The following is a 12,485-nucleotide window of genomic DNA, read 5'->3' on the forward strand; positions in this document are numbered from 1 at the left end:
GGTATCAACATATCTGGCGTTGACTTTTGGCACGCTGTTGAGTTCTCAAGGAACGGACGCTTCCTTTGTACTCACCCTCTCGGGCTTTCCTCCGGGCGCTTCCCTTCGGTCTTGCGTTTCCGACTCTATCAGATCTTTCCGATCCGATTTCCTCGGTGCTTTCCAGGTTCCCGCTTTCGCGTTTCCCTTTCCGGCGGTTCCGACTCTATCAGACCCTTTCGGCCCTGATTCCCCGTCAGAGGGGGCTGTCTTCCCGGCTGTTGGGCCGTTCCGACGTCCCAAACTTTAGCGGACTCTCTCCGCGATTCTCAAATCGCGGTCGGAATTGAATTCGGGCACGCCGAAATCGATCCCGCTGGGAGGTCGTGCTGGTGGTTTGGTTGCCGCTGCTGCGGCGGGAGGTGCTACCGCAGAACCGTTACGGTCCCGTGGCAACCCGAAGAACTCTACGGATCCCGCAGGGGACTGTCAAACATCCCTGTCAAGATCTTTAATCGAGGTCGCTGAGCCGGCCGCCGGCGTCCGGCTGCGCGTGCTCCACCCTGCGCAGGAGCCGGGTGAGCACCTCGCCGAGCGCGGTGCGGTCGTCGGCGGAGAGGTCCTGGAGCAGGTCCTCCTCGAAGACCGTGGCGAGGCGCATGGCCTCCAGCCACTTCTCGCGCCCCTCCCCCGTGAGCGCCACGATCACCCGGACCCGGTTGGTCTCGTCGCGCTCCCGGGTGACCAGGCCCTCCGTCACCATGCGGTCGATGCGGTGGGTCATCGCGGCCGGCGTGAGGCCGAGGCGCTTGGCGAGGTCGCCGGGGCCGAGGCGGTAGGGGGCGCCGGAGAGCACGAGGGCCTTCAGCACCTCCCAGTCCGTGTTGCTGATGCCCAGCTCGGCGGTCTGCCGGCCGTACGCGACGTTCATGCGGCGGTTGAGGCGGGAGAGGGCCGAGACGATCTTCTCGACCTGCGGGTCGAGGTCCTGGAACTCGCGCTGGTAGGCGGCGATCTGCTCTTCGAGTGTCGGCTCGCCGGCGCCGGAGGTGTCGCCCATGGCCGCAGTATGGCACGCGGCTCCTTTGCTTTGAAGTCCTTCGGTATGTACTCTTTAGCTTCGAACTTTAGCTTCTAAGTCTTCAGCTCTAACGGCTGGAGCGAACGATCCCGAGAGATCAAGAGAGGGTGAACGTGACCAGGGCAATGGGCGCGGCGATGCGCCGGATTCACGTGGGCAACGCACTCAGCGCGTTCGGACTCGGCTTCACGGTCCCCTACCTGTACGTCTATGTGGCGCAGGTACGGGGACTGGGTTCTGTCACGGCGGGCCTCGTGCTCGCCGTCTTCGCCGTGGCCGCGCTGATCGTGCTGCCGTTCGCCGGGCGGGCCATCGTCCGGCGCGGCCCGCTGCCGGTACTGCTGGTCGCCCTGGTCACCGCCGCGCTCGGCGCGCTGAGCCTCGGGCTGTCCGCCTCCGCGGGCACGGTGCTGCTGTCCGCCGCCGCGCTGGGGGCGGGCCAGGCCGTGATGCAGCCCGCGCTCGCGACGATGATCGTGGACTGCTCCACTACGGAGACCCGGTCACGGGCGTTCGCCACGCAGTTCTTCCTGCAGAACCTGGGGCTCGGCGTCGGCGGGCTCATCGGCGGTCATCTGGTCGACACCACGAGCGCGTCGTCCTTCACGCTGCTGTTCGCCATCGAGGCGGCGATGTTCCTGGTGCTGGTCGCCGTCATGGCGACGGTGCGGGCGCCGCGCGCGCCCCGGATCGAGGAGGCGCCGGGACACACCGGCGGCGGGAGCTGGAAGCAGCTGCTCGGCAACCGGGCCATGGTGCAGCTGTGCGTGCTGGGCTTCGTGCTGTTCTTCGCCTGCTACGGGCAGTTCGAGTCGGGGCTGAGCGCCTACGGCGTCGAGGCGGCCGGGATCTCCACCTCCGCACTGGGGACCGCGCTGGCGGCGAACACGCTGATGATCGTGGTCGCGCAGTTCGCGGTGCTGAAGTTCGTGGAGCGGCGCAAGCGCTCGCGCGTGATCGCGTCCGTGGGGCTGATCTGGGCCGTGGCGTGGGCCGTGGCCGGGTACGCCGGGCTGGGACACGGCAGCCAGACGATGGCCACGGCCGCGTTCATCTCGACGTACGCGCTGTTCGGGCTGGGTGAGGCGATGCTGTCGCCGACGCTGGCGCCGCTGGTGGCGGATCTGGCGCCGACCGGGCTCGCCGGGCAGTACAACTCCGCCTTCGCCCTGGTGAAGCAGCTCGCGCTGGCGATCGGTCCCGCGGTGGGCGGGCCGCTCGGGGCCTCGCTGCACGCGCCGTACATCGTGGCGTTCCTGTTGTTCTCGCTGGGCATCACGGTGCTGGCGGTGCGGCTGGGGCGGCAGCTCACGGACGTACAGAACCAGCCGTCGCTGGCCAGGAGCCGGGTGGTCACGCAGGGCGGGGCGCCGGCCGACGCGGTGGTCGTCGCGGAGGCGTGAGCGGGCCGGCAGCCGGGGGTCGGGGTCTTCTCCGCCTCCGGTGCCGGGTCACGGCTTGTGCAGGACGAACTCGCACCACACCGCCTTGCCGCCGCCCGGGGTGCGCCGGGAGCCCCAGTTGGAGGCGATCGTCGCGACGATGGCGATGCCCCGGCCGGACTCGTCCCCCGGCTCCGCGCGGCGGCGTCTGGGCAGGTGGTCGTCGCCGTCGGTCACCTCGATGATCAGGCGGCGGTCGGTGCGGCGCAGGCGCAGCCGCATCGGCGGGGTGCCGTGCTGGAGGGAGTTGGCGACCAGCTCGCTGGTGGCCAGGACGCCGAGGTCGTGCAGGTCGGTGGGGAAGCGCCAGCTGGTGAGGACGCCGGAGGCGAAGGCACGCGCGCGGGGGGCCGCCTCCACCCCGCCGAGCAGTTCCAGGGCGGCGTTGCGGAACAGTTCGGCCTCGGCTCCCCCGCGGGCGGGGTGCTGGAGGACCAGGACGGCGACGTCGTCGTCGTGGTCCGGGGTGACGCCCGCCGAGCGGATCAGGCGGTCGCAGACCACCTGGGGGGTGCCGCTGGCGCCGGACAGGGCGCGCTCCAGGCCGGCGATGCCCTCGTCGAGGTCCTCGTCGCGGCGTTCGACCAGGCCGTCGGTGTAGAGGACGGCCGTGGAGCCGGGGGGCAGGGCGATCGAACCGGACGTGTGGATCCAGCCGCCCGTGCCGAGCGGGGGGCCGGTGGGTTCGTCGGCGCGCTGGACGGTGCCGTCCTCGTCGCGGACCAGGATGGGCAGGTGGCCGGCGGACGCGTAGACCAGCCGGCCCTCGTTGGGGTCGTGGATGGCGTAGACGCAGGTGGCGATCTGGTTGGCGTCGATCTCGGCGGCGAGGCCGTCGAGGAGCTGGAGCACCTCGTGCGGGGGCAGGTCGAGGCGGGCGTAGGCCCTGACCGCCGTACGGAGCTGGCCCATGACGGCCGCCGCGCGGACGCCCCTTCCCATGACGTCGCCGATGACCAGGGCGGTGCGGCCGCCGCCGAGAGTGATCACGTCGTACCAGTCGCCGCCGACCGCGGCCTCGGTGCCGCCGGGGTGGTAGGTGGCGGCGACGCGCAGGTCGTCGGGCTCCTCCAGTTTCTGCGGGAGGAGGGAGCGCTGGAGGGTGACGGCGGTCTCGCGCTGGCTGCGTTCGCTCGCGCGGAGGCGTCCGGCGGCCTCGGCGTGGTCGGTGACGTCGGTGGCGAATACCAGGACACCGCGGCCGCCCCGGCCGCCGTCGCTCCCGGTCCCCGTCCCGGTCTCGGTCTCGGTGACCGGGGTGCAGGTGAAGGTGTAGGAGCGACCGTCCGTCGCCTTGCGGGACTTGAGGGTGCGGGGCCTGCCGCTGCGCTGGACCTGGTCCAGGAGCGGGAAGAGGCCCGGCTCGTCCAGCTCGGGGAGGGCCTCGCGGGCGCGGGCGCCGAGGTCGCGCACGCCGAAGGCGGCGACGTAGGCGTCGTTGACGTAGGCGAGGCGGTGTTCGGGGCCGTGGAGGAGGGCGACGAGGGCCGGGACGCGGTCGAGGACGTCGCGTACGGGCAGTTCGTCGACGCCGGGCACGTCGGGGGCGGGCGGGGCCTCGTCGGTGAGCTGCTCGGCGCGGGCGGCGGGTACGGAGCCGTCTGCCCGCCGGTCCGGGGAGAGGGCCGTGTCGGTCCGCGCGGCGGCGCGGCGCTGTGTTCCGGGGAGTCGGGCGCTCCAGCGCGTGAAGTTCACGAATCCTTGCCTCGTGTAGTTGTCGGCGGCCGGGGACCGGGACGGGCCGGGGGCGGCCCGGGCCCCGGGGGCCGCGCTGGGGCGAGCGGCGGCGCGCCCGCGTGGTGGACCAGTCTGGCAGGGTGCCCGCCCGGCCGACATCCGTCAGACGCCCCAGTGGCCGGGGGAGTTCCTGAGACCGGTCAGGACGACCCCTTCGGGTTGTGCGGGGGCTCCTGGGAAGGCTTTCCACCGGCCGCGAGTTCGAACTCCGCCCGCGGATGTTCGAGTGACCCCAGGGAGACGATCTCCCGTTTGAAGAGTCCGGCGATGACCCATTCGGCGAGCACGCGCGCCTTGCGGTTGACGGTGGGGACGCGGCTGAGGTGGTAGGCCCGGTGCATGAACCACGCGGGGTAGCCCTTGAGCTTGCGCCCGTAGACGTGTGCGACGCCTTTGTGGAAGCCGAGGGAGGCGACGGACCCGGCGTACGTGTGCGCGTACGTGTCGAGGGGCTCGCCGCGCAGGGCGTGGGTGACGTTGTCGCCGAGGACCTTGGCCTGGCGGACGGCGTGCTGGGCGTTGGGGGCGCATTCCCGGCCGGGTTCGGGCGCGGTGACGTCGGGGACGGCGGCGGCGTCTCCGGCCGCCCACGCGTGCGGGGCGCCGTCGACCGACAGCTGGGCGGTGCAGGTGAGCCGGCCGCGGTCGTCGAGGGGGAGGTCGGTGGCGGCGAGGACCGGGTGCGGTTTGACGCCGGCCGTCCAGACGACCGTGCGGGTGGGGAAGCGGGAGCCGTCGCTGAGGACGGCCACGCGGTCGGCGCAGGACTCGAGGCGGGTGTCCAGGCGTACGTCGATGTTGCGGCGGCGCAGTTCGGTGACGGTGTAGCGGCCCAGCTCCTCGCCGACCTCGGGCAGGACGCGGCCGGACGCCTCGACGAGGATCCACTTCATGTCCTCGGGGGTGACGTTGTGGTAGTACCGCGCGGCGTAGCGGGCCATGTCCTCCAGCTCGCCGAGGGCCTCCACGCCCGCGTAGCCGCCGCCGACGAAGACGAAGGTGAGGGCGGCGTCGCGGATGGCGGGGTCGCGGGTGGAGGAGGCGATGTCCAGCTGTTCGAGGACGTGGTTGCGCAGGCCGATGGCCTCCTCGACGGTCTTGAACCCCACGCCGTGGTCGGCGAGTCCGGGCACGGGCAGGGTGCGCGAGACCGAGCCGGGGGCGAGGACGAGTTCGTCGTACGTGATCCGGCGCGCGCCCGTCCTCTCCTCGTCGGTGGCGAGGGTGGTGACCGTGGCGGTGCGGGTCGTGTGGTCGATGGACTCGGCCTCGCCGACGACGACGTCGCACTGGCCGAGGACGCGGCGCAGGGGTACGACGACGTGCCGCGGGGAGATGGAACCGGCCGCCGCCTCCGGGAGGAACGGCTGATACGTCATGTAGGGGTCGGGGGTGACGACCGTGATCTCGGCCTCGCCCCGCCGCAGTTCGCCCTTGAGGTTCCGTTGCAGCCGCAGGGCCGTGTACATCCCGACGTAGCCACCACCGACAACGAGAATGCGCGCACGTTCCTTCACCATCCCATGACGCACCCGACGCTTGCGTTTGTCCACAGGCTCGTCAATTTGTGTGACCGGAGATCGCCCGGGCGCCGAGCCGGGCGCACCGCCGTGGCGCGAGGTGATCACGCAGGTCAGCTTGGGTGAGTACGGGGTCGGGGAGGGGCACATTCGGGGCGTATGCGATCCGTGCGCCGATCGGGGGGCGCTCCGTGCGGAACGTGCCCCTTCTGAATTGACCCCCGCTCAACTATGTTCTTTCCGACGGTGTGCAGGGGGATGTGCCATGGGGTCCGCGACGGGCGGGCCGCGCAACCGGGCCCGTTCCACGCGCTCCGGCTTTCGATGGCGGGGAGTGTCTCCGGGGGGAGACGTCATTACCGGGGGATTGTCTATGCATGTTCAGGATTCTCATTGGTCGTCCGCGTCGGCCGTCGCGCCCGGCGGTGCGATGAACCCGGCGGCGGGCGGCGCACGCGGCGACGCGGCACGGAACGCGCCCTTGCGCGTGGACGCCCAGCGCAATCTGGAGCACGTGCTGCGCGCGGCGCGGGAGGTGTTCGGCGAGCTGGGGTACGGCGCGCCGATGGAGGACGTGGCGCGGCGCGCGCGGGTCGGTGTCGGCACGGTGTACCGGCGTTTTCCCAGCAAGGACGTCCTGGTGCGCCGGATAGCCGAGGAGGAGACGGCGCGGCTGACCGACCAGGCACGCACGGCGCTCGGGCAGGAGGACGAGCCGTGGTCGGCGCTGTCCCGCTTCCTGCGGACGTCGGTGGCCTCGGGCGCCGGCCGGCTGCTGCCGCCGCAGGTGCTGCGGGTCGGGGTGCCGGACGACGCCGACGGCGGTGCCGTCGGTGCGGCGGCCGGTGACGCGCGGGTGCCGCAGCAGCGGATACAGCCGGGCACCGGCGAGCTGCGCCTGGTGCCCGAGGAGGCCGCCAGATCCGGGGCGTCGAGGGGTGTCGCGGCTTCCGTCGCGGGTTCCGTGGTGGGCGACGACGGTGCCGCGGCGCTCCTGGAGGTCGTGGGCCGGCTCGTGGAGCGGGCGCGGACGGCGGGTGAGCTGCGGCCGGACGTGTCGGTGTCGGACGTACTGCTGGTGATAGCCACGGCGGCGCCCTCGCTGCCCGACCCGGCCCAGCAGGCGGCGGCTTCGGCCCGGCTGCTGGACATCCTGCTGGAGGGGTTGCGGTCGCGGCCGGCGTGAGGCGACGGCGAAGCCGTCGGGCGGCCGCTTCATCCTTCCCCGAACGGCTGAGCGTCATTACCGCCGCACGGCAAGTCCCCACAGACGAGTGATGGTCGGCACAGGGGGGTCCTGAACAAAAGCCAATATGGCACGCTGACCCGGTGTTCGGACGGGCTGGGCAGGTTGGCGGGGGCTTTCCGCGATGAGCGTTGACGGGCGGGACGGGGCACTCGGCGGTGACGGGGCGAACGGCCCCGGTGACGTCGGGCCGGGCGACACCCGGGACGGAAACGCGCCGCAGGTGCCGGGCCAGGGCGGCCCGGCCCACGGCCGGCGGGACGGTGGCCCCGAGAAGGGCGACCGGCCGGGCGAGGACGGTGGCCGCGGGGGCCCTGTCGAGGATGGGGACCGTGCGGGGACCGGCGTTCCGGCGCAGCGCGAGCTGCACGAGGACAGCGTGCTGCCGCCGCCGCGGGAGCTGCACGACGGTGGCGTCCTGCCGCCGCCGCGGGAGCTTCCGGTGTCCGACACGGAGCTGATCGAGCGGATGCGCTCGGGCGACGACACGGCCTACGAGGAGCTGTACCGGCGCCACGCTGACGCGGTGCGCCGGTACGCGCGCACCTGTTGCCGCGACGCCCACACCGCGGACGACCTCACCGCCGAGGTGTTCGCCCGCATGCTCCAGGCGGTGCGCGGCGGTTCGGGGCCCGAGTACGCCGTGCGCGCCTACCTGCTCACCGCGGTCCGGCGCGTCGCCGCCGGCTGGACCAGGTCGGCCGGGCGGGAGCAACTCGTCGAGGACTTCGCGGTGTTCGCCGCGCAGGCCGCGCACACCGCGAAGGCGGACGACGACACCCTGGAGCTGGGCGCCGACGTCCGCGCCATGCACGAGGCCGAGCAGTCGATGGCCATGCGGGCCTTCCGTTCGCTGCCGGAACGGTGGCAGGCCGTGCTGTGGCACACCGAGGTCGAGGACGAGTCGCCGAGCGAGGTGGCCGTGCTCTTCGGGCTGGACGCCAACGGCACCCGTGTCCTCGCCAGCCGCGCCCGCGAGGGGCTGAAGCAGGCCTACCTCCAGGCCCATGTCAGTGACGCCCTCGCCGCCGACGAGGAGTGCGCCCGCTACGCCGACCAGCTCGGCACGTACGCGCGCGGCAGGCTGCGCACCCGGGCCGAACGCGGGCTGCGCAAGCACCTGGACGAGTGCGCCAGGTGCCGGCTGGCCGCGACGCAGATCGAGGAGGTCGCGAGCGGCATTCCCGCCGTGGTGCCCGTCGCGGTCATCGGCTGGTTCGGGGCCGCCGGGTACGCGAAGGCGGCGGGGCTCGTCGCCGGAGGCGCGGGCGCCGGTGCGGCGGGGGCCGCGGCCGCGGCGAGCGGCGGCGGCTCCGGCGGAGCGGGCGCCGGGGGCGGCGCGGCGGCCTCCGAGGGGCTGGGCGCACCAGTGAAGGCCGGTATCGCGGCCGGCGTGGTCGCGGTGGCCGCCGCGGCGGCGCTGGCCCTCGCGCTGGTCGGCGACGACGCCCCGGACAAGGAGCCGCCGAAGGCCGCCCCGCCCGCCTCCTCACCCCGACCCCCACTCCAACCCCGACCCCCACACCGCCGCCGCCACCGCCCGCCCCGACCGTCTACCAGTGGAGCGAGCTGGCGTACGACGTGAGCGGCGACGGCACCGGCCCCGAGATGCGGCTGGCCGGGAGCAGCTGGGTGTGGCAGCGCTCCGCCCTGACGATCGACGACGTGTCGTACGCGCACGGCGTCACCGTCCACGGACGTTCCTCGGTCACCGTCGACCTCAACCGCGCGTGCTCGTCCTACGACGCCCTCGCCGGCGTCGACGACCTGACGATGAAGCTCGGCAAGGTCCACTTCTCGGTGTACGCCGACGGCGTCCGGCTGTGGAACTCCGGGATGGTCAAGGGCGGGGACCCCGCGGTACCGGTCCACGTGGACATCACGGGGCGCGAGACGCTGCGGCTGGTGACCGAGCCGCACAGCCCCTTCGACACGGTGGCCCTCGCGGACTGGGCCCAGTCCCGCTTCACCTGCGCGTAGGGGCCTGCGGGACCGGCTGCCCCACCACCGCCGCCAGCTCCCCGATGACGTCGCGGGGCGTGAGGACGGCGCCCTCGGCCAGTTCCACGGCGTACCGCTCACCGCCGAGGGCGGCGCGGGCGGCTGCCTCGGCGCGCTCGGCGTGCGCGCGGTCCGGCATGGGGCGCGGGCGGTCGCCGCGCCAGTGGCCCGCGGCCCCGAGCAGCCGCACCGCACGGGCCTGGTCGCCGAGGTCGCTCAGCAGGCCCGCCGCGCTGTCCACGAGGGTCGCGACGACCAGGTCGGCGCACCGCTCCTCGACGGCCGTCCGGATGGTGCCCGCCAGCAGCGACAAGGCCTCCCCCGGACCGGACTCGCCCGCCGTCACGAGCGCGTCCACCAGGCCCAGCATGGCCAGGAACTGCGGTGGCGGCGTGCCGCGCAGGCACTCCTCGCGGGCGGCCTCCCACAGGACGCGCGCCCGTGCGAAGTCCTCCTCCACCACGGCGAGCCCGGCCCGCAGCATCAGGACGAAGGCCTTGGAGTCCACGACGCCGTACCGGTCCGCCGCGGCGCCGGCCTCGTCGAGTACGCCGAGTGCCGTGCCGTGGTCCCCCTCGCGGTAGGCGATCTCGGCGAGCCGGGCGATGAGGAACGGCGCCTCCGCGAAGGCGCCCACCTCCTCGGCGAGCCGCAGGGCCTCCTCGTACTCGGCCCTGGCCTCCTCGTAGCGGCCGCGCACCATGGCGGCCTCGCCGAAGGCGCTGCACACCTGGGCCGCCACCAGGCGGTCGCCGACGCGGCGGCTGAGCGCGCGCATCTCCGCGAGGTCGTCGTCGATGCCGACCGGGGTGCCCGAGAGGTCGACCACCGCGTGGGTGCGGAACATGAGGCTCGCGGCGATCTCCCAATCGCCCCCGTACGCACGGCAGTTGGCGACGGAGGCGTCCATGGAGCCGCGGACGTCGCCCGAGTCGCTGACGAAGAACTCGGTCAGCGGCCACACGAGACCGGGCACCCGGGCCGCTTCGGGGCCGCCCGCGGCGAAGTGGTCCCGCACCCGCCGGACGTACCGCCGCATGCGCTCCTCCAGCAGCCCCTCCCTCGGCGCGGTCTCGAAGGTGAGGAGGATGTGCATCATCCGCACCCGCATGCGCAGGGAGCCGAGCGGGTGCGGCGGGCCGTCCTGCCCTAGGGCGAGCAGCGCGTCGACGGGGTCCGCGGCAGCCGTACGGCGGGCGAGGACGTCCGGCGCCGGCACCCGGCCGTCCCCCGCGTCCAGGGCGGCTCCGAGGCGCAGCACCCGGTCCAGCCATCTGACGCCCTCGTGGCGGTAGTTGCGCAGCCACCAGAACCAGCCCATGGCGAGCGCGAGGGCGGCGGCCTCCGGCTCGTCGCCCGCGGTGAGCGAGCGGTCGAGGGCCGCGCGGATGTTGTCGTGCTCGGTCTCCAGGCGGGAGATGTACGGCAGTTGCCCGGCCGAGCGCAGCCGCGGGTCGGCCTCCTCGGCCAGGGCGCGGGCCCACGCGCGGTGGGCCCGTTCGGCGGCGGCGCGCAGTCCGGGGACCTCGGCGGCGCGTTCCTCGGCGTACTCGTGGATGGTCTCCAGCATGCGGTAGCGCATGCCGGCGCCCTCGGCGCCCGGGTCGGCGACGACCAGGGACTTGTCGACGAGGGCCCCGACGAGCTCCGCCGCGGGCCCGGTGGTCACGGCTTCCGCGGCCGCGAGGTCCCAGCCGCCCGCGAAGACGGACAGCTCGCGCAGCATCGTGCGTTCCGCCTCGTCGAGGAGGTCCCAGGACCAGTCGACGACCGCGCGGAGGGTCTGCTGGCGGGGCAGGACGGTGCGGCTGCCCGAGGTGAGCAGGCGGAAGCGGTCGTCGAGCCGGTCGGCGATCTGGCGCGGGGTGAGCAGCCGCAGCCGGGCGGCCGCCAGTTCGATGGCCAGCGGCAGTCCGTCGAGGCGCCGGCAGATCTCGGCGACCGCCTCCTCGTCGCGCAGGGCCGCGTCCGCGTCGGGACGTACGGCGCTCGCGCGCGCGGTGAACAGGCGCCGCGCCTGCTCGGGGGTGAGCGGCTCGACCGGGCGGACCGACTCGCCGGGCACGCCCAGGGGTTCCCGGCTGGTGGCGAGGACGGTGAGGCCCGGACAGCGGGTCAGCAGGGTCTCGGCGAGCCGGGCCGCCGCGCCGATGACGTGTTCGCAGTTGTCGAGGACCAGGAGCCGGGTGCGCGGGGCGCAGTACTCGACCAGCAGGGCGACGGGGTCGTGCTGCACGGTGGGCCGGTCTCCGGTCAGCAGCACGGTCTCGCGCAGCCCGAGGGCGTTGACGACCGCGCCGGGCACGGCCTCCGGGCGGTCGAGCGGGGCGAGTTCGACCAGCCATGCCTGGTCGAGCCCGGCGGCGGCCTCCTCGGCGAGGCGGGTCTTCCCGGACCCGCCCGGTCCGGTGAGGGTGACGAGGCGGGCCACGCGCAGTTCGGAGCGGATGGCGTCGAGTTCGAGTTCCCGTCCCACGAAGGTGGTCAGCCGGGGCCTGATGTTGCCCCGGCGGCCGTCGGGAGCCCGCTCGGGCGCCGGGGAGGTGCGCACCGCGCCCTGGGCGCCGAGCAGTTCGGCGTGCAGGGCGCGCAGCCGGGGGCCGGGTTCGGTGCCGAGGCCTTCGGCGAGGGTGCGGCGGGTGCTCTCGTAGGCGGCCAGGGCGTCGGCGTCGCGGCCGGTGGCGCGCAGGGCGCCGATGAGCAGGGCGTGCAGCGGTTCGTCGTACGGGTGGGCGGCGGCCAGTTCGCGCAGCCGCGGTACGGCGTCGTGGGCGTCGCCGAGGCGCAGCCCGGCCTCGATCCGGGTGCGGGTCGCCTCCAGGTGCAGGGCCTCGGGGCCGGCGGCGTGTCCGGGGAGGTCGGCGAGGGCGGGGCCGCGCCAGAGGGCGAGTGCCTCGTCCAGGTGCCGGGCGGCGGTCGCGGCGTCGCCGTGTCCGAGGGCGGTGGTGCCTTGGCGGACCAGGCGCTCGAAGACGAACAGGTCGACGTCGTCGCGGGTCGCCGCGAGCCGGTAGCCGCCGGGGGCGGAGTCGACGGCCTCCTTGCCGACGGTACGGCGGAGGCGGCCGACCAGGGCCTGGAGTGCGGCGGGGGCGTCCTGCGGCGGGTCGTCCTGCGCCCAGACCTCGTCGATCAGGGTGGCGGGCGTAACGACGTCACCGGGGCGGAGGGCGAGGGCGGTGAGCAGCGCGCGCAGGCGGGGGCCGCCGGGGTTCGCGACGGTGCCGTGGTCCTCCGTCTGGGTGACGCCCAGGATTCTGTACCGCACGGGGCCATTGTCGCCGTAGCGGTGGGGTGGGGGCACCCGGCGCGGGTGTGATCAGTGATCCGGCGCGGGGGTGGACAGGGGCCCGGCGTTGTCCGGTGCCCGGCGCGGGTGCGGGCGCGGGGGTGGGGAGCGCGGCCCGGCGTTGCGGGGTGCCGCCGCGCCCACCCGTGCCGCCCAGCGGCACGACTGCCCGCAGCTACGGGCGGGCGGC

At 74.0% G+C, this 12,485-nt stretch carries 6 protein-coding genes and 1 pseudogene; 3 read left to right on the plus strand and 4 right to left on the minus strand.

Translation table 11 applies throughout. From position 1 onward, the window contains the following. Positions 1–490 precede the first annotated feature (490 nt). On the minus strand, positions 491–1,039 hold the full coding sequence (locus BZZ08_RS37005; protein WP_104636539.1) for a MarR family winged helix-turn-helix transcriptional regulator: 549 nt from the start codon (positions 1,037–1,039) through the stop codon (positions 491–493). Positions 1,040–1,185: 146 nt separating this feature from the next. Here BZZ08_RS37005 and BZZ08_RS37010 point away from each other — a divergent pair, with 146 nt between their 5' ends. Continuing rightward, the gene (locus BZZ08_RS37010; RefSeq protein ID WP_104636540.1) at positions 1,186–2,463 is read left to right on the plus strand and encodes an MDR family MFS transporter; all 1,278 of its coding nucleotides are present in this window, start codon (positions 1,186–1,188) and stop codon (positions 2,461–2,463) included. Positions 2,464–2,511: 48 nt separating this feature from the next. Here BZZ08_RS37010 and BZZ08_RS37015 read toward each other — a convergent pair whose 3' ends face one another. Together BZZ08_RS37015 and BZZ08_RS37020 are read right to left on the minus strand one after the other, a co-directional pair. After that, positions 2,512–4,197, minus strand: coding sequence for an ATP-binding SpoIIE family protein phosphatase (locus BZZ08_RS37015; protein WP_104636541.1), 1,686 nt, complete (start codon positions 4,195–4,197; stop codon positions 2,512–2,514). Between the two features lie 182 nt (positions 4,198–4,379). Next, entirely contained in the window at positions 4,380–5,759 is a 1,380-nt protein-coding gene (locus BZZ08_RS37020; protein ID WP_104636542.1) for an NAD(P)/FAD-dependent oxidoreductase, read from the minus strand. A gap of 373 nt (positions 5,760–6,132) precedes the next feature. Between BZZ08_RS37020 and BZZ08_RS37025 the strand changes: the two genes are divergently transcribed. Beyond that, positions 6,133–6,945: a TetR/AcrR family transcriptional regulator gene (locus tag BZZ08_RS37025; protein ID WP_104636543.1), complete on the plus strand. Its 813-nt coding sequence runs from the start codon at positions 6,133–6,135 to the stop codon at positions 6,943–6,945. A 184-nt stretch (positions 6,946–7,129) separates the two neighbouring features. After that, a pseudogene (locus BZZ08_RS37030) lies at positions 7,130–8,985 on the plus strand (sigma-70 family RNA polymerase sigma factor). Here BZZ08_RS37030 and BZZ08_RS37035 read toward each other — a convergent pair. After that, positions 8,972–12,274: a BTAD domain-containing putative transcriptional regulator gene (locus BZZ08_RS37035; protein ID WP_198601920.1), complete on the minus strand. Its 3,303-nt coding sequence runs from the start codon at positions 12,272–12,274 to the stop codon at positions 8,972–8,974. The pseudogene BZZ08_RS37030 and the gene BZZ08_RS37035 sit on opposite strands and share 14 nt — an antisense overlap. Positions 12,275–12,485: the final 211 nt, after the last annotated feature.

Origin of the sequence: Streptomyces sp. MH60 (assembly GCF_002939385.1) — a bacterium.
Classification (GTDB): Bacteria; Actinomycetota; Actinomycetes; order Streptomycetales; family Streptomycetaceae; genus Streptomyces.

Bases quoted from the DNA above. Each gene is read 5' to 3' on its own strand.
- BZZ08_RS37025 (WP_104636543.1), top strand. From the start codon at position 6,133: ATGCATGTTCAGGATTCTCATTGGTCGTCCGCGTCGGCCGTCGCGCCC.
- BZZ08_RS37010 (WP_104636540.1), top strand. From the start codon at position 1,186: ATGGGCGCGGCGATGCGCCGGATTCACGTGGGCAACGCACTCAGCGCG.
- BZZ08_RS37020 (WP_104636542.1), bottom strand. From the start codon at position 5,759: ATGGTGAAGGAACGTGCGCGCATTCTCGTTGTCGGTGGTGGCTACGTC.
- BZZ08_RS37005 (WP_104636539.1), bottom strand. From the start codon at position 1,039: ATGGGCGACACCTCCGGCGCCGGCGAGCCGACACTCGAAGAGCAGATC.